The 22,308-nt window shown below is 51.6% G+C and carries 25 protein-coding genes; 2 read left to right on the top strand and 23 right to left on the bottom strand.

Annotated elements, in window-relative coordinates; genetic code table 11:
- Positions 1–2 precede the first annotated feature (2 nt).
- The 23 genes from F608_RS0112340 to F608_RS0112455 all read right to left on the bottom strand — a co-directional run bounded on the left by F608_RS0112340 (position 3) and on the right by F608_RS0112455 (position 18,328).
- Entirely contained in the window at positions 3–1,094 is a 1,092-nt protein-coding gene (locus F608_RS0112340; protein WP_161626855.1) for a FliM/FliN family flagellar motor switch protein, read from the bottom strand.
- A 22-nt stretch (positions 1,095–1,116) separates the two neighbouring features.
- On the bottom strand, positions 1,117–1,722 hold the full coding sequence (locus tag F608_RS0112345) for a type III secretion HpaP family protein (RefSeq protein WP_022665951.1): 606 nt from the start codon (positions 1,720–1,722) through the stop codon (positions 1,117–1,119).
- Positions 1,723–1,742: 20 nt separating this feature from the next.
- Positions 1,743–2,240, bottom strand: coding sequence for a type III secretion system stalk subunit SctO (gene sctO / locus F608_RS0112350; RefSeq protein WP_022665952.1), 498 nt, complete (start codon positions 2,238–2,240; stop codon positions 1,743–1,745).
- The gene (gene sctN / locus F608_RS0112355) at positions 2,237–3,553 is read right to left on the bottom strand and encodes a type III secretion system ATPase SctN (protein ID WP_022665953.1); all 1,317 of its coding nucleotides are present in this window, start codon (positions 3,551–3,553) and stop codon (positions 2,237–2,239) included. Before sctN ends, sctO begins: the two co-directional genes overlap by 4 nt.
- Positions 3,554–3,558: 5 nt before the next feature.
- On the bottom strand, positions 3,559–4,170 hold the full coding sequence (locus F608_RS0112360; RefSeq protein ID WP_022665954.1) for an HrpE/YscL family type III secretion apparatus protein: 612 nt from the start codon (positions 4,168–4,170) through the stop codon (positions 3,559–3,561).
- Positions 4,149–4,859 (bottom strand): hypothetical protein, encoded by a 711-nt coding sequence (locus F608_RS0112365; protein WP_022665955.1) that lies wholly within the window; start codon positions 4,857–4,859, stop codon positions 4,149–4,151. The genes F608_RS0112360 and F608_RS0112365 overlap by 22 nt, the downstream gene beginning before the upstream one ends.
- Entirely contained in the window at positions 4,849–5,601 is a 753-nt protein-coding gene (sctJ, locus tag F608_RS0112370) for a type III secretion system inner membrane ring lipoprotein SctJ (RefSeq protein ID WP_051148569.1), read from the bottom strand. Before sctJ ends, F608_RS0112365 begins: the two co-directional genes overlap by 11 nt.
- A gap of 63 nt (positions 5,602–5,664) precedes the next feature.
- Entirely contained in the window at positions 5,665–6,099 is a 435-nt protein-coding gene (locus F608_RS0112375; protein ID WP_153307498.1) for a hypothetical protein, read from the bottom strand.
- 32 nt (positions 6,100–6,131) lie between these two features.
- Positions 6,132–6,500 (bottom strand): tetratricopeptide repeat protein, encoded by a 369-nt coding sequence (locus F608_RS0112380; RefSeq protein ID WP_022665958.1) that lies wholly within the window; start codon positions 6,498–6,500, stop codon positions 6,132–6,134.
- Between the two features lie 90 nt (positions 6,501–6,590).
- Positions 6,591–6,851: an EscF/YscF/HrpA family type III secretion system needle major subunit gene (locus F608_RS31700; RefSeq protein ID WP_022665959.1), complete on the bottom strand. Its 261-nt coding sequence runs from the start codon at positions 6,849–6,851 to the stop codon at positions 6,591–6,593.
- Positions 6,852–6,908: 57 nt separating this feature from the next.
- Complete coding sequence (locus tag F608_RS31705; protein ID WP_022665960.1) at positions 6,909–7,145, bottom strand: hypothetical protein; 237 nt, start codon at positions 7,143–7,145, stop codon at positions 6,909–6,911.
- The gene (gene sctD, locus F608_RS0112395; protein WP_022665961.1) at positions 7,145–9,304 is read right to left on the bottom strand and encodes a type III secretion system inner membrane ring subunit SctD; all 2,160 of its coding nucleotides are present in this window, start codon (positions 9,302–9,304) and stop codon (positions 7,145–7,147) included. Before sctD ends, F608_RS31705 begins: the two co-directional genes overlap by 1 nt.
- 58 nt (positions 9,305–9,362) lie before the next feature.
- Positions 9,363–11,276: a type III secretion system outer membrane ring subunit SctC gene (gene sctC / locus F608_RS31710; RefSeq protein ID WP_022665962.1), complete on the bottom strand. Its 1,914-nt coding sequence runs from the start codon at positions 11,274–11,276 to the stop codon at positions 9,363–9,365.
- Positions 11,277–11,372: 96 nt separating this feature from the next.
- A complete protein-coding gene (locus F608_RS0112405; RefSeq protein WP_022665963.1) occupies positions 11,373–11,750 on the bottom strand; it encodes a type III secretion system chaperone family protein in 378 nt (125 codons plus the stop codon).
- 3 nt (positions 11,751–11,753) lie between these two features.
- Positions 11,754–12,671 (bottom strand): hypothetical protein, encoded by a 918-nt coding sequence (locus F608_RS0112410; RefSeq protein ID WP_022665964.1) that lies wholly within the window; start codon positions 12,669–12,671, stop codon positions 11,754–11,756.
- 28 nt (positions 12,672–12,699) lie between these two features.
- Complete coding sequence (gene sctE, locus F608_RS0112415) at positions 12,700–14,001, bottom strand: type III secretion system translocon subunit SseC family protein (protein WP_022665965.1); 1,302 nt, start codon at positions 13,999–14,001, stop codon at positions 12,700–12,702.
- 15 nt (positions 14,002–14,016) lie between these two features.
- Positions 14,017–14,517: a hypothetical protein gene (locus F608_RS0112420; RefSeq protein WP_027362701.1), complete on the bottom strand. Its 501-nt coding sequence runs from the start codon at positions 14,515–14,517 to the stop codon at positions 14,017–14,019.
- Positions 14,518–14,568: 51 nt separating this feature from the next.
- Positions 14,569–15,066 carry a hypothetical protein gene (locus F608_RS0112425; protein ID WP_022665967.1) on the bottom strand — a complete coding sequence of 166 codons (498 nt, stop codon included), beginning with the start codon at positions 15,064–15,066 and terminating at the stop codon, positions 14,569–14,571.
- Position 15,067: 1 nt separating this feature from the next.
- Positions 15,068–15,772, bottom strand: a complete 705-nt coding sequence (locus F608_RS0112430) for a hypothetical protein (protein ID WP_022665968.1) — start codon at positions 15,770–15,772, stop codon at positions 15,068–15,070.
- A gap of 24 nt (positions 15,773–15,796) precedes the next feature.
- Positions 15,797–16,150, bottom strand: coding sequence for a hypothetical protein (locus F608_RS0112435; RefSeq protein ID WP_022665969.1), 354 nt, complete (start codon positions 16,148–16,150; stop codon positions 15,797–15,799).
- Positions 16,150–16,440 carry a FliO/MopB family protein gene (locus tag F608_RS0112440; RefSeq protein ID WP_022665970.1) on the bottom strand — a complete coding sequence of 97 codons (291 nt, stop codon included), beginning with the start codon at positions 16,438–16,440 and terminating at the stop codon, positions 16,150–16,152. Before F608_RS0112440 ends, F608_RS0112435 begins: the two co-directional genes overlap by 1 nt.
- Positions 16,441–16,809: 369 nt before the next feature.
- Positions 16,810–16,956 (bottom strand): hypothetical protein, encoded by a 147-nt coding sequence (locus tag F608_RS36185; RefSeq protein WP_153307499.1) that lies wholly within the window; start codon positions 16,954–16,956, stop codon positions 16,810–16,812.
- Positions 16,957–16,972: 16 nt separating this feature from the next.
- Positions 16,973–18,328 (bottom strand): sigma-54 interaction domain-containing protein, encoded by a 1,356-nt coding sequence (locus F608_RS0112455; protein WP_022665973.1) that lies wholly within the window; start codon positions 18,326–18,328, stop codon positions 16,973–16,975.
- A gap of 508 nt (positions 18,329–18,836) precedes the next feature.
- Between F608_RS0112455 and F608_RS0112465 the strand changes: the two genes are divergently transcribed.
- Both F608_RS0112465 and F608_RS0112470 read left to right on the top strand, forming a co-directional pair.
- Positions 18,837–19,313 (top strand): type III secretion system chaperone, encoded by a 477-nt coding sequence (locus F608_RS0112465; RefSeq protein WP_161626857.1) that lies wholly within the window; start codon positions 18,837–18,839, stop codon positions 19,311–19,313.
- A 13-nt stretch (positions 19,314–19,326) separates the two neighbouring features.
- The gene (locus F608_RS0112470; protein ID WP_022665976.1) at positions 19,327–22,275 is read left to right on the top strand and encodes a protein kinase family protein; all 2,949 of its coding nucleotides are present in this window, start codon (positions 19,327–19,329) and stop codon (positions 22,273–22,275) included.
- Positions 22,276–22,308 lie beyond the last annotated feature (33 nt).

Here is a 22,308-nt window from a genome sequence, read left to right on the forward strand (position 1 = left end):
AATCATTTATCCCCTGCTGTTCTTGTGATCTGCACACCGATTTCCTCTCCGATGGCAACGATTTTTCCCCTGGCGATCTTCTGTCCCATGACCTTGACCTCCACGGGCACTCCCTGATCGATCTTCCTGGACAGGGGGATCACGGCCCCTTCTGCCAGGATCTCGATCTCCTCCACCCTCATCACGGCCTGTCCCACCTCAAAGACCAGTTCAAGATCAAGGTCCCGGGTCTGGGTCAGACTCGGGGTTCCGCTGTCTGACACTTCTCCTGCTTCATTGACTGCATCATCTATATTTTCCATGGCCCTACCCGTTTTAGAAGCTTTTCTTTGTCTGAGCACCGCTGTCATCTCATCCCCGTGATATTCACAAAAATATGCATGGGGGTTCATCCGCATGACAAGCTGTCCCTCTTTTAGATACCAGTTGTCCGGGACAAGGATATCCCCGGTTTCAATCGCTTTAACCTGATGAAGCGGCAGAACAAGGCTGCCGGCCTCGAAAAAAATGATTTTTTCCATATTCCGGGTGATGGAGGATTCCATCTGCCGGGGCCTGCAAGGTTCAACCGCTGCCTTTAGCAGGGACATGGCCCTCTCTTTTAAAGGAAGATAGAGCAGGCCCAGGACTTTTTTCTCAACCTCCCCTTGATCCATAAAGGCCAGCTCAAAATCAAGGGGTGCAGAGGAAAAAATTGGATCGGAAACCGGGGAGACAATGGTTATGGGGGTATTGACCAGGGACTCCATTCTGCCCAGGCTTTCCGATAAAAGGGATTCCACCACAGCCCAGACCACCTCTTCGGGCAGGCTCTCCGGCTGGATTTGCCCAAGCAGCCCCTCTGAATCCACGGTTTCCAAAAAATCAAAAAGAAAGCGTGTCTTTAGAAAACTGACCTGGAACAGCAGATCTTCCGCCTCAAACGCCAGGTGGACGGGAAGGGAAGACTCTTCTGTGTCCCGGTCGGTCTCCTTAGGTTTAAAACCGGCGGTAACCCTGACCGGACGGCTGCCCATCATCATTTCAAACTCGATCTGCTTTGAGCTGACCAGGTTAAAGAATTCCAGTTCAAGGCTGCTGTACTTTTCCGGCATCAACGGCAATGTTTCCTTTTTTTCATTCATGGCGGACCGATTCGCTGCCTCCTTGTGGTGTCAGATGAATAATGTCAATTTCGATTTTCCCCTTGAAATTTTTTTTCAACTGGTCCTCCAGCCGGCCGCTGGCCTCTGTCAGGGTCTGGATAGCATACTTGTCCGAACTGATCAATTTTACCTTCAGGCCATCTTTTTCCCGGCCCAGGTGAACATGGGTATCCTTTAAAATGGACCCATTGATTTTTATCCGGACCTCGCTCTGGGCGGCCGCGTCCATGTACTCCTTGTCCGATACCAGGATCTGTTCCGCCACATCCCGTACCAGATCCTCATCAAAAGGCTCCTCCGGTTCCGGTTCCCTTTTGTTCCCCTCTCTGTCTTCCCTCTTTTTTTCCTGATATCTGGCCAGCCGCTGTTCCAGGTCGTCGGCATCTGCTTTCTTTTGTTCCCCGGTCTGGATCTGTTTGGCCTGGCTGGAAAAGATAGCAGAAAGTCCTTCGCTGCCGGAGGTTTGCTTTAAGTGGCTTTGCAGGGCATGGGCATCTGCCGTGTCAACCGGTTTGGGGCCTGTCTTTTGGGACTGCTTTTCCGGGTCCCCTGCCTCAATTTTAGTGTTTTCAATCATATGCCTGCCTGACCCGGCCTTTATGCGGCCAGCCCCTCATCAAAGAGATCCAGCTTCAGGGGGCTAAAGTCTTCCAGTTCCCGTTCCTCTGTCAACAGTTCTTCCTTTTTTACCTCTTCCAGCCATCTTTCCCTGTGCACTTCGATTTTCATGGTGGCTTTTTGGGCTGCCAGCAGGGCTGCTTTGGCTGCCGTGACATTTTCCTCACAGATCTGCACCCGGTTTTTGGCTTTAAGGATATTTTCCAGGTACATGCTCTCCTGGCTGCGGGCAGCCAGAAGCCCGGCCTTGAAATCATCCACCTCATCAATGGTCATATCCCGGCCCATGATGCTCTCATAACGGCGCTCTTCCTCTTTTTCCAGCCAGACCATGAAATCCATGTGGGTCTGGACGGCCGTTTTTACCCCTTTTCTGGCACTTGCCAGTTCCCGCTCGCATTTCTGCAGTCCATGCATGGCCTTGTCCTGTCGGAAAATACGCAGTTTCAGCAAGGCCGCCAAGGGATATACCTTCATGAAACCACCCCTTTGAGCGCTTCAAGGGTCTGGTCAAAGGTGGCGTACTCGTCCAGGCCCTGGCAGAGAAATTGGTTGATCTGATCGATCCGGCCGAGGGCATCGTCTGCTTCCGCATCCGCGCCTTTTTCATACTCTCCGATCTGGACCAGGATCTCAAGCTCGGCATACTTGGCCAGCACCTTTCGAAGCCGCTGGGCCGCCTCTTTGTGGGCATCGTCCACAATACTGTTCATCACCCGGCTCACCGATGCCTGGACGTCAATGGCCGGATAGTGGTTGGCCGCGGCAAGCTTTCTGGATAAAATGATATGACCGTCCAGGATGGACCGGGTTTCATCGGCAATGGGCTCGGTCATGTCATCCCCTTCCACCAGCACAGTGTAAAGGGCGGTAATGGAGCCCTTGCCGGAATTTCCCGCCCGTTCCATCAGCTTGGGCAGGCTGGAGAAGACCGAGGGGGGAAACCCTCTTCTTGTGGGCGGTTCCCCGGCGGCCAGCCCGATTTCTCTCAATGCCCGGCCAAAACGGGTGACCGAGTCCATCATGAGCAGGACCTGTTTTCCCTGGTCCCTGAAATATTCGGCAACGGCCGTGGCCACATAGGCGGCCTTGAGCCGTTCCATGGAAGGCCGGTCCGAGGTGGAACAGACAATCACCGCTTTTTTCATGCCTTCCTCACCCAGGTCGTTTTCCAAAAACTCCTTGACCTCACGCCCGCGCTCCCCGATGAGGGCCAGCACACAGACATCGGCTTCCGATCCCTTGATCAGGCAGGACAAAAGGGTACTTTTCCCGCCGCCGGCCGCGGCAAAGATCCCCATACGCTGGCCTTCTCCACAGGTTAGAACCCCGTCGATCACCCGAAGCCCCAAAGAGATGGGCTTGTCAATGATCCTTCTTTCCATGGGGTTTGGCGGGTCTGCATAGACCGGATAAAACCCCTTGGGTTTCAGGGCCGGCCCCTTGTCAATGGGCTCGCCAAGCCCGTTCAGAACCCGGCCCAAAAGGTCGTCTCCCACGGGAACGGAATGAATTTCTCCGGTGGGGATCACTTCCGTGGCATGGGAGATGCCCTGCAGGTCTCCCAGCGGGGTCAACAGGGCCACCCGTTTGGCAAACCCCACCACCTCGGCCTTCAGCTCCCAGTCCTCCCAGGGGTTTTGCAAAACACAGAGTTCACCGACTTTCACACCGGGTACAACGGCGTGAATTATGGTGCCCACGACCTTTTCCACCCTTCCGCGGATTTCAATGGTTTTGATGCCCTTGATGGCATCTTCAATGATGTTGACCATGTAATCAAAGGTCATTTGGCTCATATCCTCTTGTCAATGGCCCGTTTAATGGCTTTGAGCTGGGTCTCAATGCCGGCGTCCACAACCCCCAGTTCACTTTCGATCAGGCAGGCCCCTTTTGAGAGGCGGTCATCGGTCACAATATCCAGGATACTGATGCCGGGATAGGCCTGGAGAAATTTGGATATCGATTTTTCCACGGTCTTGGCATCCTCCGCACTGACCCGGACCACCACTTTTTTTTCATTTCTTGCCACGGCCAGACCCGACCGGACGATTTTCAAAATCAGTTCATCATCGTCAACCTCTCCGATGATCCGTTCCAGACACTGAAGAACCAGACCGGCAATGGCTTTTTCCATGGACTCAAAATAATCCACCGTCCGCAGGGCCGTATCCATGATCTTTTCGGCATGCTCCTGCCGTCCCTCTTCCAGTCCGTCTTCATATCCCTGCTTTTTCTTTGCCTCGTAAATCTCATAGGCCTTTGCCATGGTTTCACCGGCCTTTTTATGGGCCTCTTCCAGGACCTGGTTGGCCTGAATCAGGTGGCCGTATTCTTCCTGTTTCAGAATCTGCCGGCCTGCGGGCGGTTCAACATACTGTTTTTTCAGAAAAAGCATGGAGTCCATTCTGGCGCCACCTCCTTGAGTAAAATCTTTTTAAAACTGAACCAGACCGCCCTTGGATGGGAAGGATGGGGCCGGTCCATTTCCGGCTTTCTTTCAAACCAGTCGGGCAAATCGAGTTTTATCTTTTCCGCCTGAAGCTCCCTGAGCGGTTCCGGCCAGTACCTAAGGCAGATTTCATGGGCGCGCATGCTGTGCTTCATGATCAGATCCGGCATTTGTTCGGCTTTTGCGCCTGCCTCGTCCAGCCGGATGATGCCGTCAAAGTCTCCCAGAAAAAACCGTCCGCGCTTCAATGCAAAATCAGTGTATCCCGGTTCCATGTCCCGGTGGAGAATCTCCAGATCCTGTTTTTGGACAAAACGGCAAAGAAGCGGCGCACAAAACGCCGCTCCCCAGGTAAAAAGAAGGGTTTTCAGGGTCTTTGAATCGAGAAGGGCCATCCGCCTGGACTCCTCTTCAAAATCCCAGAACCCCCGGGTAAATTTTCCGTTCAGCCGGGCGGCAGCCCGTTTCGACCCGTTGATCACTGCGTTGACCGCAGAGCCGTCAGCCTCTTTGGAAACAGAATTTTTCCGGTTGACAGAGGCGTTGAACCGGACAACGGCCTTAAACAACTCAGGGTGATCCGCTGCCAGGCTCCGAAGAAAAATGCGGCTTCCATCCGGAAAAGCGACAGCATCATCTGTCATCTTCATCTTCCTTTTCCGCTGCCCTTTTTTTGTACGCATCATATTTCTGATACCCGACGGCACAGCCGGCCCCGGTCAGGACACCGAGGGAGATAAACACCACCAGTGCGGTAATAAAGGTCCGGACGGCATAGGGGGCCATGTCCACCCCGAACAATTGTTTGTATTCGGGGGGCGGCGGCATGATAATGGTATCAGAGGCCGGGAATAGAAAAACATAGGTGTTGTCGTATTTAAGGTTGGGAACCGCGTTGGCCGCCAGATTTCTGATGTGCGGCACGTACTGCTCAACCGAAGAACCGGGCAGGTACCGGAGAAAAACAGAGGTCGTGGCCGGGGTGATCGCTTCGGTGACCGGGTCCTGCTCCTGCAGCACCACGTGGACCCTTGCATTGAGAACCCCGTCCAGTTCCGCACAGGTGCCGGCCAGTTCCTGGGAAATGGCAAAGCCGAGCCGGGCTTCTTCCTCCAGGGGAGAACTCATCATGCCCTCCTTTGGAAAAGTGGAACCCAGGGAGGCAAACTCCTGGGGCGGCAGACTCTGGCGCCGCAATATCTCAAGAGAGCCCACGACCTGGGATTCATCTACGAACAAGGTGAAAAGCCCCTTGCCCTGATCGTCTTTGGTGGCGTAAATTCCCCTTTTCATCAGGGCGGCCATCATTTCATTGGTATCCCGTTCTGAAAGATCCTTGTACAGCTCCTGCTGACATCCGGCCAGCAGGAATAGAACCGCAGCCATCAGGAAGAATATCCATATCCTTCGAAAAGAAATTGGTCTTGTCATTATGATATCCAGATAATTTTAAGTATTTTTCAGCAATGATTTCAGCCCGTCGTCAATGCCCTTTGTCACGTTGCTGTTCCGGGTCACTTCAATATGGGTCAGTTCGGCCAGGACCTGGACCCGGTAAAGGTCTGAGTGGGAAATCGCATCCTTGCCGAGAATATCGGTCACCGAATTGAGCCATTCTTTGGCATAGCCTGGTTCCTGGGGTTCGGGGAGCCTGTCCGGTTCCTGTACCTGCATGGAGGCCTGGGCAGGCTGCTCAACTTCTTTGCCCGGATCGGCCGCAGCTTCAAGGCCTTTGGAATCGGAGGCCATGATCCGGGAAAATTCATCGGCAGCGGCAGGATCGGCCTTGCCCTTGGGAAGCGGCACATTGCCGTCCTGGGGAACTTCAAGGGCCTGGGCCCGGGACAGATTCATCATTGATTGCAGCAAAGTCTCTATACCCATAATTTGGATTTCCCTTTTGGCACTCTCCGGTTTTAAAAATGTTCGGCGACAAGGCTGGAAGCCAGTTGAACCGCTTCAGCATCCTTGTTCTGGGCAATGACTCCATCCAGCCTTTCCCTGGCTTTGGCAGTTTCCCCTTCCAGGATGTCCACCAGTGCCAGGTGGGTGATGCACATGGGATCATGGGCAAACTTGTCTGCGGCCGTTTCCAGAATCTCACGGGCTCTGCCAAAGTCGTTCACCGTGTAAAAGCTCATGGCCCGGCAGATTTCAAGTTCCAGGCTGTCTTCCAGCAGAAGATCCAGCCCATCGATCACCCGCCTGGCAAGGCCGGTCCGGCCCTGCTGGCATCCCACAAAGGCGATGTCAAGCAGTCGTTGTATCTGGTGTTGTTCAAGCATGGGTGTTTTCCTTTGGGCTGTCTTTAACCCGGGTTAAAGACAGCCGTGTGGTTGAAAGATAAAGTCAGCTTTTCCCAAAGAACTTCAGGATCATCCGCCGGCACGCTGGGCCAGTGTTTTTGCGGTATCGGTCAGTCCTTTGGTGACGGAAGACGCGGCCTCGACCATGGCATTGAAGCGGCCCATCTTGAACTGAAGGTCAAGCATCTGCATGGGATCAAGATCTTCACCCTCCAATGCTTTGGTGATGTCTCCCTGAAGATCCTCACCGGCGGAACTCACCTTTCCCTGCAGTTCCTCAAATGCGGTTTTAATGGTTGGTGTGGAAACGCCTGTAGTTGAAGTGGACATGATAAACCTCCTTTTTTTAAGTTGAGCAATCTGTTTTTCTCCGGGATTTCCAGCGGATCAGTTGTATTTGGACTCCCAGATGGTATCAACGGTTTTTTTAGCGGCATCAATTGCCTGGCGGATGACCTCTGCCTTCCTGGCTTCATCCGGGGTGACACCGGCATCCATTTTTCGTTTCAGCAGAGTTTCCATGTCGGTCAGCTCCTGGATCAGGGTTGACCGGCCGGAAGCATTGGCGTCATTCTCCAGAAAATCTGCGGTGAATCGGGTCAGTGATTGTGAAGTTGTGTTCATTATCTCAGCCTTATCTTATAGGTTTTTATGCTCTCGCCTCTTTCGAGCACCAGGCGGTCGGTTCCGATCTTTTTGATAATATAGCCGCTTGGCAGCTTGCCTCCGGTAAAAAATTTCTGCCCATCTTTCATGCTGATGAAGGGGATAGGCTCAAGGGTGATACTGAGAATTTCAAGCCCTCCCAGCGGATCCTCCGGTGCTTCCTGATCTGCCTTATTAGAATCTGCAATCACCGTACCAGACCCAAAAAGTTTTTTGTCGGAATCAAGCAAAGCCTGGTCAAAGTAGGAATCCTGTCCGGTTTCCCGGCCGGCCGCGGATGGCTGCCCATCCTCTTTTGTTTGCGGTGTCAACCGGTCAATGAGAATTTTGTTGGCGTTTTGATCGGGAATGAGATTGCCTTCCTTATCCAAAACGGCTCTTTTTTTCACGCCGGTAATCACCCTCGGAGCAACCGGCTTGCCTCCCCTGTCCCTTAAGACTCTTCCATGTTTGTCAAGGAGCGACGGAACCAGGACGGGATTGCCTTTTTTGTCCCGGACAATGCGGCCTTCGGCATCCCTGGCCACGGTCAGCGGAATGGGAACATTGTCCGCATCTCTTAGGATATTCCCTTGTTCATCCTTTGCCGTGCCCAGGATAATGGGATTGCCCTCACTGTCTGTAAGAAACTTGCCCTCGTCATCACGGGCATAGCGGACCTTTTCTCCATCCGAGCCTCCGGCCTGATCTTCAGCCCCTTTTTCTGTCTGGCCGGCCATGCCGCTTTGTTTCTGAGTCTGAAGCGGTGCCGGCCGTAGCGGTAAGATCTCTGATTTCTGTTCCGGCTCATCCAGGGCTTTTTTTGAAGGAGCAGCCGCTGAAAATGCCGGAAGTCCTTTGGATGTCTGGGAGTCCAGATAGAGCTGGGAGAGCCCTGAATCCGGAGCGTATTTGGAACGCCCCCCCTCATTAAGGCTGGCGTTCCACTCGGCTGAAAATCCCGGGGCCGTCAGCGTATCCCAAAAGGCAATGGGAGAGTTCAGCTCCTCGCAGACTTCGCCTTTGATCGTTTCCAGGACCTGGCGCTGGTCAAAGTCAAGCTCGCCTTCGACCTGGACAAGCCCCGGGTGAAACCGGATGATGACCAGATCTTCCAGGTGGTATTTAATAATCCGGTCCTTTAAGAGCGGCCAGACCTGAAATGCATAAACCATGGAGGATGTAATGTTTTCAACTTGGGTAATATCCTTTTTGATCCAGACTTTGGCGGCGCCTTCGATGAGTTTGTCACGCATGTATCCCGTCATCAGGATATCATTCCCATCCAGTTCTATCTCCGGAAAAAGCCCGCGCACCGACAGGGCGACCTTCACGGCATAGGACCGTTCCTCCCTCACCTTGACATCAATGAAAACCGGGTAATCCACCTTGCCGGCGATTTGCCACAGACTTCTTCTGTCCTTTTGGGTATCCACGGTGCCCAGCACGGTCACTCCGATATTGGTCTGGGTCACGGTCAGGTACTCGAACCCTGCCTTTTCAAGGAGTTTGTGCATGTTTCTGGCCAGCTTGACACTTTTGAAATCAAGGCAGGGTCCAAAGATGAAGAGAAAAATCAAAATCAGCCCCAGGGCCTTTAGCCCCCGGGACAGCCAGACCGGCAGGACAATGGTCTTTTTGGTCTCTTCCTTTGAATCCCCTTTCCCGTCACCTGCCTCTTTGCCCGGCTTTTCCTCCAGCGCCGAAGACTGTAAAAAAGAAGGGCCGTCCAGGATGCCCGTGGCCTGGATATCTTTCCAGGCATCTTCTTCATGCTTCCAGACCAGACAGGTGGTTCCCAGCATAAGGGGAGTCAACGCCGGCCATTCCGAAGTTTCCAATTGCGATGCATCCCTGGGCGCTTCTTTTTCACCGGACCCGGGTTCGATCTCTTGATCCGCTGGCTGGGATACCATGGTAAAGGGGGCGTCAATGCTGTCTATCTTCAGCACCTGCCGTGCTGAGATGTCTTCAGAAACCAGGATGCGGAGATGACGTTCGGCAACGGTGCTGTCCTGTAAGATGATGTCACAGCTGTTGTTGCGGCCGACAGTGGTGGTTCCCGTGTAGAGCACAATTTCAGCGCCCATGTGCGGGCCTGAAAAAATTTTAAGAAGAATATGGGCCGGTTGTGTCATTATGTAAGTCTTATCCCATGCAATTCATTTGGAGGTTGTTGTCCATATTAATCAAAGCCTATGGCTGTGTTTCGGGCAAAGGGGCGCTCCTTCGGGCTGAACAGCCACCCGCCGGTTTCGGTCTCACAGATGTGACACCGCCGGACTCGGTTGAATAGGGTGACCGGAAAAATTTTGTTTCATCGAGATCCAGAGTCTGGGGATCTATCGCCTGGGGTTTGATGATTTTCGGTGTAATCAGCACCATCCTTTCCATTCTCTGCACACTTTTGGTGGCTTTTTTAAACAGGTTTCCAATGCCCGGAAGATCCATTAAAACCGGAACCCCGGAATCTGTCGTGCTGATAGTTTCATAGTAGTACCCGCCGATCAGAAGGCTCTGTCCAGGAGAAATATACCCCTGGGTTTCGATATTGGTTTTTTTTGTCACGGCGGGAATGTCGCTCTCCACAGATCCTGTGGACGGCTCCTGCCCGTCTTCGATACTGACGGTCATTTTGATGGTGGCTGATCCGTCTTCATATTTGATGATGTGGGGCGTCACTGTGAGGTTGGTCCCGGACGAGACCTCTTTGAGCTCCACCACGTTCTCGCCCACAATACGGATATAAAAGGTGGTTGATGTCTCCAGGGAGGCAGAGGTGTTGTCAATGGTCAGGACCGACGGCCGTCCCAGGACCCGGGCATCCCCCTGATCTTCAAGGGCGCTGACCTTGGCCAGAAAATAATCGGACCCCATTTTATAGACCGTGGAAAAATTGAATCCGTCGCCGATAATGGAAGCGCCATTGGAAGCCTGGCCGATAATGTCCTCGGGACTGATAATGCTTGAAATATTGCTTCCGGCCCCCACCCCGGCATTGTCACCGACATTGGAGGCACCTCCGAAATCCACGCCCAGGGTCCGGGTGTAATTGGTGTCCACATCCACAATGGCGGCATGGATCTCGACAAGGTCAAGGGCTTTGTCCAGCTCCTTGATGGCCTTTTCATAGTAGGGCATCCGAAAGGAGGCATCCCGGACAATAACGGAGTTGCTTCGGGAGTCGGCCAGAATTCTGGGCTCAATCACTTGCTTGGGAAGAACCGGCAGGCCCCTGGCCGTGGTATGCATGGGAGAGGCCACTTTCCGGTCCAGTTCCATCTGTTCTTTGGCCTCCTGCCTCAGTTCTTCCAGGGTCACTTCATCGGCATTCCGGTCTATTCCCAGTTCAGGCGGGATGGTCTGCCGGACCGCAGCTCCTATTCCCGTTCCCACAGCCAGCTGACTGCTCTGCTCCCGGGCGGCAAGGACCATGTCCCTTAAAATCGAGGCCACGCCGGGGATGGTCTTTTTGGCTTTGCCCGACCCGATGGAGGTGTCGTCTGCCCAGGCATGTTTTAAAAAGAAGACCTTGATCTCCTGCTCGTTCCGGTAGGCATCTTCATAGGACTGGATGGCAATGGCCACACCGTCGGCATAATCCCCGGGCCCGGAAAAAACAAGTACTTTCTTTGCGTCATTGGCCGTACAGGACAATTGTTCAGAGATGAGGCCTGCCTCGGTTAAAATCTGCTTCATTTCAGAGGGCCGGGATGCGGACAGGTAAACCAGGCGCCGTTCAAGGTCCCGTTTGACATAAAAATGGAGGATATCGTCCAGAGCATACCATTCCACCCCAAAGGCCGTGTAAATCCCGGCCAGAAAATCTTCCGGCGTCATGCCGTTGAACCGGCCGCTGACCTCCCCTTTGACATTCTCCGTAAATGCGGCGCGCATGCCCTGGCTGCGGGCAAAGGTTTCCAAAAGGTTGACCAGGGGTTCTGCTTCCGAATAATGGGAAAACCGATGATGGAAAACATCGGAGATTTTGGGATTATGTTTTCCCATCACCCGATTGGCAAAGGATGCCTCTTCACCCAGGGCGAGACCGTCCATGCTACAGACAAAAAAGATCAGAATAGAGATTAGAATTCCGGAAGGTTTACGCATATGACTGCCACCTGAGTTTTGATAATAGTGATTTGATCTTCCTTATTAATTTTTTCAGCACCTTAACGGACACAGGCTAAAATACCGACAAACCTTTCACAAAGACCTATAAAACGCAAGGTCATTTAAAAAATCTTCCATAACCCCGGGAAACTCCGAAGCCCGCAGGGCTCCCAGCGCGACTACCCTGTGAAGATACAGGGTTTTACTGCCGCTGTCATAGCTTATCGTAGCGCTGTCCTTGAAGGTTCTCGGAACAACGGCACCGGCCGTCTTTTTCAACAGAAAGTCACTGTCGTGGGGCGCCAGGGTTCTGACTTTTGCCTCCAGCACCAGGGTTCGGTCATCCGCTCCCGGGGAGGCATCCACCACCCAGCCCGATTCCAGACGGAACCGGTACCGGCTGTCACGGCTTTTAAAGGGCCGGTCCCAGCCGGCACCGGAGCATACGCTTTCTATCCACTGGTCGATCATGGGCTATACCTTGATGCTGGTCAGGACGCCGTGTTTGGCCTGGGCAATGGTCTGCAGCAGATTGATCATCGTTTTGATCAGTTCTTCCGCCTTGGCCTTGAGCTTGTCTGCCGTGTCCTTATTAATGCTGGCGACCTGACTTTTACCTTCGATTTCGGCAATATCCGCATCAATGAGCCCGGTCCATAAACCGGCGATGGCGTTACACGTGGTTGAGCCGGCCTGCCCCAAAGAGCCGGCACCCTGTCCCAGACCGGCCCAGGATTTGGCTGCCTTCTCACTGACGCCGCCGAGCCCGACCCCGGAGCCTATCATTTGAGAAAGACCACCCAGGGCCTGAGAACCGGCAGCAGCCAGACCAAAGCCAAAATTTACCCAGGCCTTTTCCCTGAGCTTTGCTGCCTTCTCCTTGGCAAGTGCCATGATGGTATCCTTCTGGTCAAAGCCCTCCAAGAGCTGATTGGCCGATTCTTCCCCGGCAATTTCAATCATCAAAAGCACCAGGAGTGCCAAGGTGTTTTGAATCGTGGCCACGGATGCATCCTCATCCGTGGCCACAAAGGAAAACGGGGATACCAGGATCTGGCCGATATCGTCCTGGTTCAGATTGTTTATGCCTGTGAATTCCTGCCAGGCGTTTTTAATATTGGTGACGGCTTCATCCGTACACTCGGAATTCAGGCTTTTTACGGCAGTTTCAAAAATCTCCTCCATGTTGACGGGGGAATCCGGATTTTCAGCTTTGGCCTGGGCAATGGCATCGTCTATGGCCTGGCCCACCTGTTCCGGGGTCGCATCCGGCGCCGCAGCCAGGATCATGTTTTGCAGGGCTTCCAGTTTCTCGTTATCCTGGGCATCGTCCGTAAGGTCCGCATATAAACTCAGGCTGTTAAACGTATTTCCGTCTATGTTCATGTTCATGATTGCTTCCTTTCTCTTTTGATCCGGTTTACCCTTTGAGGTCTGCTGTAAACTGGAGAATATCAATACTCGATTGGGTAGAACTCTGGACATCTCCCCGCATGGCTTCAAAAATTTTCTTGAGCAGGGCGGACAGCAGCTCTTCACTCAATTCCCTTGTATCGGAGATGCTTTCCAGCAGGGCCTGGATTTCCATCAGATCTGCCTGGGTTAAGGAATAATCAAAGTTTATCCCCGCGGTTACCGCCTGCGTCCCGGCCTGGGCCACCTGGATCCCACCGTTGATCACGTTGAGCAGCCTTGAAAAGGACTCCATGGTATCACCCATGGTTTTCAGGCTCATTTTTAAAGCTTGTTTCAGCGCATTGATCATGGCCGTAATCACCGCTTTAATCGCCGCTTTGACCCCTTCCCCGGCGGCCTGGGCCGCGGCTTTGCCAATGGAGGAGATAAGGTTGACAGCCCCGACACCCAGGGTCAAGGCGGCAGCCACCAGCGACAGACCGATTTGAATGACCATGTCAGTGACCATGGCAAAGGTATCTTCATCCAATTCAACCCCGGGAATGAGATTAACCAGTTTTGCCACGCCCACTCCCACAGAAATTTCCTCTCCGCATGCATCGGAGACAGCTGCCACCGTAGCCGCAACCGCAAGCGTCCCCATGATCCCGGCAGCTGTGAACAGGGCGACTGCGGCTGGGACCCCGACCCCGGTTACACAAGCAATACATGCAACAGCGGTAGCAATGGCTGTTCCTATCCAGGCAACGGCAAATCCAGCCCATTTGGCAATTTTGCCCCAGGTTTTTGCCGCAGCAGCTTTTTCTTTTGCTTCGGCCTTTTTTTCTTTGTATTCTTCAAGGTTTTTTTCCTGGATGGCCCTGTTGGTTTCGGAGGTAACGGTTCCCTCCTCTCCAATGGCATCTTCCATTTCTTTCTGAAGCATCTGCCAGAGCAGGATCAGGTACTGCCGGTCACTTTTGTCGATGCCGTCGGAAGAATAATCGGTCAGAATAGAGGCCAGGTTGGATACATCAATATCAAAGTCCTGGGTGATATCTTCCCATTCGCTGATGATCTTGCTGGCTTCCTGGGCGGACAACTCAACATTGAATGTCTGGGAAATGGACTCAAGCATTTTCTGGGTGTCCATTTGACTGATATCCTTATTGTCAAGGGTCCCCAGGTGCTCCCTGACGGCAAGATGCAGTTCCTGTTCGGTCTTGTCCGGAAACGCCTCCTTCAACGCCTCGATCACCTCGCCGTATTCCGAGTACAGCTCAGATTGCCGGGCGGATGACAGATTGTTGCTGACAGATTCAACCATGGTTCCTTCCTTTCCTTAATTGTTAATCAGCGAAAGCATATTTTTTGATTTTTCAATGGCACCGAGGGCTTTCAGATGGAGCTGGGGCAGGTTGTCTTCCGACTCTGCGGCCAGTTCAAACAGGATGGCGGCTTCAGCTTTCTGATCCAGGGCCAGCAGGCATTTTCCCGATCGGAAAAGAAGTTCGGGATCCTGCCCGCCGGAGAGCATGGCCAGTACATACATGTTCAAGGCTGCCTCAAATTTTTCCTGGGCCTCAAACGTGGCGCCCAGGCCCACCTGATAGGCCCGGTCCTGAAAATCCCAGAGCAGCAGGCAGGAAAAAAGGTTTTCCGCCTCCCTGTAGTCTTCCACCTGAAAGGCATCAAAGGCTTTCTGATAAATAATCGTCAGATCCTGTTTTGAGATTCCCAGGATACCCATAAGCTCATTTTTGCCCTTTACTGCCTTGGCAAATGCCTTGCTGTTTTCTTCCCACTGATGGATCAATTTTTCCTTTGTTACATCCTGCACCATTTTCATCTCCTCCGGAAACCGGTTTCCACAATCGCACTTTTCCTTCTGGTTTTATGCGTTCCGCAACACCTTGAGCATTCCCTTTGCCTTCTGGACGTAAACCAACTTTTTGGGATCCTTGACCGTATCCTCGCAATCGGCTGCCAGATCAAACAATTTGACGGCTTCTTCTTTTTTCCCTAGCCGCATCATACAGATACCGGCCCGGAAAGGGGCCACCGGATCAAACAAAGCCATGGCAATCACCAGGGAATAGATGGCTGAAGCGTATTCAAATTTCTCCTGTCCTTCCAGGGCTCCGCCCAGGCCAAGCAATACCCTTACATCCTGATTGCTCAGGGCCAGCAGCACGGTAAACAGTTCTTCCGCCCTTGGAAAATCCTCCATCATCAAGGCGTTCCGGGCCTGGGTAAAACACTTCTCCACATTTTCCGGGGGAACCTTTGCCGCCTTGGCAATGGTGGTCTTTCCCCTTAAGATATCTTCCACATATTTTGCGGAATTCTTAAAAATTTGAGCCACCTGCTCGTCCATGGCCGGTTCTGTCATTTTAACCTCCTGAGGTTTTTCCCTGGGTTGACATCAGATCATTTGCTTTTTTAATAGCATTGGCCGCCATCTCCTGGGCACTGTCGGAATCCTTGACCGCCAGATCCATCTCCGTGGACAGCTTGTTCAGGGTGGTGGATTCCATGTCCTTTTTCTGGTCGATCTGTTCACAAAAGCCTTCCCAGTCTTCCTTGCTATGCAGGTTGTCGTTGCTGCTGTCCACACCGCCGCCCAGCCTGTAACCTAAGTGGACGAGACGGTTGGACCTGTCATCGTCAGAGAGGGTCACGACATTAGAGTTCATGAACTTATTGAAGCTCCGCATATCGTCTTCCTCCTCAATTCCTACATCCGTGTCTGCCTCAGCCGCTTTTAACTTATACTGATGGGCAATGGTGGAATTCTCCAGAACCTCCTGGTAAAACTCATGCTGCTCCTCATATTCCTTCAGCTTGAGTTCCATTGCAAAGGACTGCTGACCGGCAAAAAAAGCGGCCAGCCGGGCAAAGGCGACAATGGGATTGGCCGCATCTGTCAGATCTCCTTCCATGTCTGTCCTGGCGCTTTGTTTCACATTGTAAAACGCGGTGGTGTCATTCCCCTCATCATCGTAGGCGGCTGTGGTGCCGTCCAGCAGGTTTTCCCTTTCAGCGTTGTCTGTCAGTGCGCCTATTTTATATGAGCCTAAAATCGAAGTATCACTCATCTTTGTCTCCCCTGGTTTTTCCCTCTATAATTTGAATCGAACCCTTTTCTTGACCGGCTTTTTTTCCGATGGGATATCAGCGGCTTCTTTCTTCTTTGCCAGCGGCAGGTCTTTCATGAAATCCGGGGGCTTTTGCCCATGCTCTTCCAGAAACTGCTCAAACATGGCAACCCCTTCCGGATGAAAAGTCAGGCTTTGAAACACATCTTTGAGTTCTTCATGGGATGAAATCCCAAGGGATTTCATTAATTTCCGATTATTTTCACTCAGTACACCCGCAGCCTTGCGGAACCGCTCCAGCCGTTTTTCGGTCACGGCCTTTTCCTGCTCGATTTCCTTGATCTTCTGTTGAATGGCGGCCTGTTTGCTTGGATCCATTATCGTTCCGGTCCCTCCTGTTCTGGTGGATTGTCAAAGGCAGCCAAAAGGCTGATATGATGGTCGGTGACGCCCAGGAGATAGGTTTTTTCCCTAAACCGAACAACACAGGCATCCCGTTTCTGGCCCAGGGAGATCCGGTCTTCAAGAACCAGAGTCCTGTTTTGCCGCAGTTGTTTCATTCCCAGGCGGGTGCCGTATTTTTTAATGGCGAAAAGGATGAGAATGAGAAATCCCAGGATGGCAAAAATGGCGGCCAGGGAAGAGTATATGCTGTCCGGTGTCATCATGTCCTGCCCTAAGCCCGGATAAAACCCGAAACTTCCGGGGTGTATGTTTTATGAACTCCTGACAGGATCGGTTTGCCTCCAGGGGATTTTTCAGCCGGGACGCCAATACCTGTTTTTGGGGAGAAAACCGGGTTGTCCAGAAAAAGGGACGTGCCGGAACCGGTTTGAAAGAAACTTTTTCTGCCTTGATCATTCACGATAATCATCCTCAGGTTCTGTTTGCGCTTCTGTAAAATCTGCTTCTATCTTATGATCATGCTGACGACTGATCGCTGTATCTGGTAACAGGTCATGAGCAAATGGTGTGCCAATGTTCAATTTATTGCCAAGATCATTGAAAATCTGCTTCTCCCATCGACCAAAATCCTTTCATATGGCTTTTTTTAAGGTTTTCACCATTTTTGGCCCCCATGGCAGGTTCGTCATTGGTCCAATTCCCTGCGCCGGCCAAATTCTGTTGCGCGCCTGGCAATTCAGCGCCAATTTTTTTGGCAACACTGCAAAAAAAGGTTTCACCAAACCCTCCTACAGATCAGTTTTCCGGACTTTCTTCCCAGCGGATCATTTTTTTTCTCAGCCCTTCCCGGGTGATCCCCAGCATGGCAGCGGCCCTGGTTTTATTGTTTTTGCACCGGGCAAGGGCGGTTTGAACAATGGTTTTTTCCGCATCGGCCAGGGTCAGGCCGCCGGTCAAATCCAGCATGCCGTCCTTTTTTTCCGGAACAGCTCCCCCCTTGTCTTTCCTGTGAAGCCGGCTGACTTTTTCAGACAGATCCGAGACCTCTACCCGATCGGTCAGGGCAAGGGCCGCAGCCCGTTCCATCTCATTGTTCAATTCCCGGACATTGCCGGGCCAGTCATAGGCGGCCAGGCATTTTCTGGCTCTGTCACTTAAAAAGATCGGTGTCCGGCCCAGGTCTGCGCAGTTTTTGGCCAGCAGCTTTTCCGCCAGTATGATGATGTCCTCCTGGCGTTCCTTTAACGGGGGAAGGCAAAGCTCCACCACGTTGAGACGGTAATAGAGATCCTCCCTGAACTTGCCCTGTTCAACCGCTTTTTTTACATCGGCGTTGGTGGCAGTGATGATCTTGACATCAATTTTTACAGGCTTGGTGCCGCCGACCCGCATCACCTCCCGTTCTTCCAGCACCCGCAGCAGCTTGGCCTGGTTGGACAAGCTCATATCCCCGATTTCATCCAGGAAAATCGTGCCGGTGTGGGCCTGTTCAAAAAAACCGGTCCGCTTTGAAACTCCGGTGGCCACACCTTTTTCAATGCCGAACATTTCACTTTCAAAAAGGGTTTCGGCAATGGCGGTACAATTAATGGCCACAAAGGGCTTGTCTGCCCGGGGGGAATTAAAATGAATGATTTTGGCAAAGACTTCCTTGCCGGTTCCGCTGGCGCCCAGAATCAACGTGTTAATGGGGCGGTTGGCGATATTCAGGGCCAGTTCCTTGACTTTTTGCATTTCAGGGCACTGGCCCACGAACCGGGCCGGGCTGTATTTTTCTCTGAGTGAGCCCATAAGGGAACGGTTCTGCTCTCCCAGCCGTTGTTTGGCCAGTTCCAGAGCCTTGTTCTTCTTTTTGAGTTCATTGATCAGCCGGTCCAGTTTCATCTGATGGACATCGATCTTAACCAGCATCAGACCGAAGGATTCGGCCAGGCTTGCAATTTCCCGGGAAGTGGTGCCCTGGTCTGTCAGCGCATAGAGCTTGTCAATGATGGTTTCCTTATCTGCATCGTCCAGGTTTAATTTTTCCTGATCCATGCCATGGGGCAGGGAAAGGCTTTTTCCCGTGCGGGCCTCGGTTTCAAAGGCAATGAGGTGGCACAGCCTGACCATGAGATTAAGAAGTTCGGTATCGACGGTACTTTTTTTCATTGATAACGGATACTCTGTCTTTTGATGTATATTTTATAGTCAATCCGCCTTTGCGTCGCAATAACAAACCAAAAATTTCGCGATCGTTACATTTCTTGAGTAAAAAGACAACAAAAAAGGCAGGTCTTCAGGTATTAAGTCATATATCCGGGCAGTTGCCAAAACCGGTTCCGGTATATTTTTTCCGGCCATCCGAAATAAAGAGAATGGAATCGGGTTGAATTATATTTTTTTGTAAGAACCCAAGAGCTTGCGCCTGGATCCGGGTTCCGGCCTGCCCGGGGTTTCCATCCGGCTCTGGAATACCCCTGGCTTCATGGGGGATTTAACCCAGGGCGAAAATAGAATCTGACTTTTTTTGCCCTTACCCCCTTATAAAAATTGAATCTTGGTATGAATTGTGCTAGCTATAGCTTAACAAATTGAGAAATATCGCCCGGCACTCCGGATGGCAATCGGAAAAAAGGGCATTTTTTCAGGCCTGAATCATTATGAAAGGGATCCGATTATGGAAAAAGAACGATTATCACAGATGCTTGAAACCTTCGGCAATCTGGTCGGCATTACAGGCATTGGTCTGGATGAAGACAATGCCTGTACCATCTCATTTGACGGACAGGTCGTCTTGAACCTGCAATTTGAAGAGGAAAATCACACCCTGCTGATGTTCAGCAACCTGGGAAGAATTGAAAAAGACCGCCAGCTGGAACTGTTTTCGGAAATGCTGGAAGCCGGCTTTTACGAAAGGGCCAGGGGCGGGCCATCCCTGGGATTTATCCGGGAAACCCAGACCGCCATGCTCATCGCCCAGGCAGATACCCGCCAGCTTGACTTCCAGGCCTTTGAAGCCCTGGTTGAGCAGTATGTCAACTGCGCGGAAGCATGGATCGCCCGGATTGGATCTTTATCCGATGACTCCGTCAGTAAAGAGCAGGGGTTGGATAAGGGACTGGACCCTTTATTTTCTTTTGACATGAAAGCCTAAAAAAGGAGAGCTCATGGGAGAGTTCAGCATAGATTCCTTAAAAACAATGGATACAAACTGCCTGGTCCTCTCGGATAACACCCCCCAGACCCAGGAAATCGTGAAAGGCAAGACCGGCTGGAAAGGAAGGGTGGTCTCCTTTTTTAAGGGCAGCTCAGTTAAGGAGGAAAACAAGGCGGTCTGGTCCAAACTCATGGACACCATACAAAACAAATACCAGAAGACCGGATCTGAAATCACCAAAAAGCTGATGGAAAAATATGAAACGGAAAAGCCCCTTTCCAGCCGCCAGGCCCTGCAGATCCTTTACGAAGCCAAAGGTATGGACCGGAAAAATTTCCTGATTTCCCTGGGAGAAGATGAGAAGGTCATGCGGATCGCCCTTAACAAGGTGTTGGGATCGGATGACCCGGTTCTTCTGGGAAAACTGGATGACCCCTTCAGCAGTAAAGATATCGAGACCGACAAGTACAGAAAAGTCTTTCATGAAATGCTCGATTTAAAGGGGTTAAAAGATGCGGGCTTAGGTGATGAACAGGTCGAGCTGGCGGCCAAACTCAACATTTCACCCCAGAAGATCCTGGATGACCTGGAAAATAAAATATCTTTTGAGGAGAGTCTGAACCGGCACGGCGGGGGGATTGGATCCCTGGCCAAAAATATGATGGCAGGGCCCGGCGGCATAAAGCAGAAAACCGCCTATCTTCTGGCCGCCAAAATCAAGACCGGGAGTAACGAGGAAAGCCGGCAGGCGGCCCTGGCGTATTTAAAGGTCACAAGCCGCCAGTGCCGGGAGTTGACCCGGCTTTTAAACGGGGAAATCAAGGACGGCCCAAAAAAAGAGCTGGCCGATACGCTTTTCAAACTTTTGCCGAGAACCCAGGAATTCTCTAAAAAAAACAGCGAAATTTTCAATGATTACAAGGCCATGCTGACGGGAGCCAAAAAACAGGGTCTGATGGACAAAGAAATGATCAAAGGACTGATGGACAAAGGATCATTGTCTCCGGAAGAAACCCTTTGCGCGCTAAAGGCGGGCAATGAAAGCATCCAGACCCGTGACCCGCAAGAGATGGAGCAGCAGAAAAACGACCTGCTTACCCCTTTAAAAGAGAAGTGGAAACAAATCCTGGAAACAGATTCAGATTCCCAGAAAAAGAAAGAGCTGTTTATAAAGGCGCTGGGAGACGGCGAGGATTTTAAAATGCTCAAAGAGCAGCTCCCCGGACTTGACGAAAAACTGATGGACGTTTTTCTGGAAGTTTTTGCCGAAACCCGGACAGACCAGAAAAACCTGATCAGGGAAGTTGGAGAGCAAAATGATCTGCTCAAGCAGGTCAAGGGATCGCTGCTGGAACAGATAAAAGACATTCCCGGACTTGCCAAGGAATTTTCAGCCTATCAGAAGGCACCGGAGAATTTAAAAGATGAAAAGCTCGGGATATTGATCAGAAAATACAGCGACAGTGTAGTTAAAGGACTGCAACAAGATCTGGAAAACAGCAAGCCGGCAAATCCAAAGGATGCGGATTTAAAAAAGCAGTTGCTGAAAAAATATGCAACCCAGGGTCCGGAAAGGATCACGGAAAGAGACCTGGCAAAAATGGGACAGCTTCTGGGCGATACCAAAAAAACGGACCTGAACCGGGCCATCCTGGCTAAATACGCCCTGAAAGAGGGAAATATCCGGATGACCGATTTTGTTTCCCCGGATGACAAGGCAGGGGTCAAACAGGGGCTGGGCGGCAAAATAAACACCCTTGAGGATGTGAAAAAGGTGATCTCCGATGCAACCTACCGGCAGGTGGAGACCCCCGGACAGCTCAGATATCTGAGGGATAAACTAAAAGGAAAGCTTTTTGATCTCCTGCCGGTTTCAGGCAGTGACGCCCGGGTCAATGCCTTGAACAAAGAGATCATCAATGCCCAGAAAAGAAATATCTTCATGGCCCCGGAAAGCCTGGGATATGACATGGTAACCATAAAAAGGAAGATCGGCAAAGGAGGCAGTGATGCGGTCCTTTTTGATGCCGGGACCCGGCTGGAAATGATGGCCAAACTCAGAGTAAAGCTTCAAAAGGGAGATATCAGTGAATCCCGGTACCAGATGCTGACCGCCGAGCTGGGTGAACTGACCCGTAAGATCAACCAGAGCCAGAGCTTTGTGTTCAAGTGTTTTAAGACCGAAAATCTTGGCGATCAGGAAGACAGGAGCGATTTTGAAAAGGAGTATAATGTATCCAGGCAACTGAATCATCCCCATATTGTCAATACCTACGGTGCCTTTTTCGACAAGCCCCGGATCGGGATCTGCATGGATTATTGTCAGAAAGGCGATCTTCTTCATGTCATTCAAGGCAATGAAAAGGATAAATTTGATGCCACCAAAAAAGAAGGGGTAGACAATATTATCGATTATGTTCTCCAGCCGGCATTGGGGCTGGAATATATGCATGGACAAGGCCTTATCCACCGGGACATCAAACCGGAGAATTTCTTTGTTACCCGGGACAACACGGTCAAAATAGGAGATTTCGGAATTTCCAAAAAGAGAAATACCGAGGTTGACGGAATGACCATGAAAGATATGGAAGAAAGCTTTCGCGAAATGGATACGGCACGCGTCGGGACCTCCATTTATATGCCGCCGGAAGTGACCTTGAAAAAATACAAGGCCTCCCCAAAACAGGATGTGTACAGTTTTGGAATGTCGCTGCTGGTGATTGCGCTGGGAGATCCGAAAAAAGTTATAGGAAAGGCTTTCAATTTTGAACTGCTCATGATCGAGCCGGATAAGGCAAAGACAAAAATAGACACCTGGCTCAGCAACCCTGTTTTTCAGAAAGGGGCGCCGGGCGAAGCACTGGCACCGCTGATCCGGCAGTGCCTGTCCTATGAACCCAAGGACCGGCCGACCATGCACGATGTTATTGAACAGATGCGGCAGATCCGCGGTCATTGATAAAAACCGGCAGGTAGAACATCTCGGGATTTC

It is taken from the genome of Desulfospira joergensenii DSM 10085, assembly GCF_000420085.1.
Lineage (GTDB): Bacteria > Desulfobacterota > Desulfobacteria > Desulfobacterales > Desulfobacteraceae > Desulfospira > Desulfospira joergensenii.

Excerpts from the sequence above, each read along its gene's own strand:
- F608_RS0112410 (WP_022665964.1), bottom strand. The coding sequence starts at position 12,671 with ATGAACATGAACATAGACGGAAATACGTTTAACAGCCTGAGTTTATAT.
- F608_RS31700 (WP_022665959.1), bottom strand. The coding sequence starts at position 6,851 with ATGTCCACTTCAACTACAGGCGTTTCCACACCAACCATTAAAACCGCA.
- F608_RS0112380 (WP_022665958.1), bottom strand. The coding sequence starts at position 6,500 with ATGCTTGAACAACACCAGATACAACGACTGCTTGACATCGCCTTTGTG.
- sctN (WP_022665953.1), bottom strand. The coding sequence starts at position 3,553 with ATGACCTTTGATTACATGGTCAACATCATTGAAGATGCCATCAAGGGC.
- F608_RS0112470 (WP_022665976.1), top strand. The coding sequence starts at position 19,327 with ATGGGAGAGTTCAGCATAGATTCCTTAAAAACAATGGATACAAACTGC.
- F608_RS0112365 (WP_022665955.1), bottom strand. The coding sequence starts at position 4,859 with ATGACAGATGATGCTGTCGCTTTTCCGGATGGAAGCCGCATTTTTCTT.
- F608_RS0112425 (WP_022665967.1), bottom strand. The coding sequence starts at position 15,066 with ATGACAGAACCGGCCATGGACGAGCAGGTGGCTCAAATTTTTAAGAAT.
- F608_RS0112465 (WP_161626857.1), top strand. The coding sequence starts at position 18,837 with ATGGAAAAAGAACGATTATCACAGATGCTTGAAACCTTCGGCAATCTG.
- F608_RS0112455 (WP_022665973.1), bottom strand. The coding sequence starts at position 18,328 with ATGAAAAAAAGTACCGTCGATACCGAACTTCTTAATCTCATGGTCAGG.
- sctC (WP_022665962.1), bottom strand. The coding sequence starts at position 11,276 with ATGCGTAAACCTTCCGGAATTCTAATCTCTATTCTGATCTTTTTTGTC.
- sctO (WP_022665952.1), bottom strand. The coding sequence starts at position 2,240 with ATGAAGGTATATCCCTTGGCGGCCTTGCTGAAACTGCGTATTTTCCGA.
- sctD (WP_022665961.1), bottom strand. The coding sequence starts at position 9,304 with ATGACACAACCGGCCCATATTCTTCTTAAAATTTTTTCAGGCCCGCAC.
- sctE (WP_022665965.1), bottom strand. The coding sequence starts at position 14,001 with ATGGTTGAATCTGTCAGCAACAATCTGTCATCCGCCCGGCAATCTGAG.
- F608_RS0112345 (WP_022665951.1), bottom strand. The coding sequence starts at position 1,722 with ATGATTGAAAACACTAAAATTGAGGCAGGGGACCCGGAAAAGCAGTCC.
- F608_RS0112440 (WP_022665970.1), bottom strand. The coding sequence starts at position 16,440 with ATGATGACACCGGACAGCATATACTCTTCCCTGGCCGCCATTTTTGCC.
- F608_RS0112375 (WP_153307498.1), bottom strand. The coding sequence starts at position 6,099 with ATGGGTATAGAGACTTTGCTGCAATCAATGATGAATCTGTCCCGGGCC.
- F608_RS0112405 (WP_022665963.1), bottom strand. The coding sequence starts at position 11,750 with ATGATCGACCAGTGGATAGAAAGCGTATGCTCCGGTGCCGGCTGGGAC.
- F608_RS0112360 (WP_022665954.1), bottom strand. The coding sequence starts at position 4,170 with ATGGACTCCATGCTTTTTCTGAAAAAACAGTATGTTGAACCGCCCGCA.
- F608_RS0112435 (WP_022665969.1), bottom strand. The coding sequence starts at position 16,150 with ATGGATCCAAGCAAACAGGCCGCCATTCAACAGAAGATCAAGGAAATC.
- F608_RS0112430 (WP_022665968.1), bottom strand. The coding sequence starts at position 15,772 with ATGAGTGATACTTCGATTTTAGGCTCATATAAAATAGGCGCACTGACA.
- F608_RS31705 (WP_022665960.1), bottom strand. The coding sequence starts at position 7,145 with ATGAACACAACTTCACAATCACTGACCCGATTCACCGCAGATTTTCTG.
- sctJ (WP_051148569.1), bottom strand. The coding sequence starts at position 5,601 with ATGGCTGCGGTTCTATTCCTGCTGGCCGGATGTCAGCAGGAGCTGTAC.
- F608_RS0112340 (WP_161626855.1), bottom strand. The coding sequence starts at position 1,094 with ATGCCGGAAAAGTACAGCAGCCTTGAACTGGAATTCTTTAACCTGGTC.
- F608_RS0112420 (WP_027362701.1), bottom strand. The coding sequence starts at position 14,517 with ATGGTGCAGGATGTAACAAAGGAAAAATTGATCCATCAGTGGGAAGAA.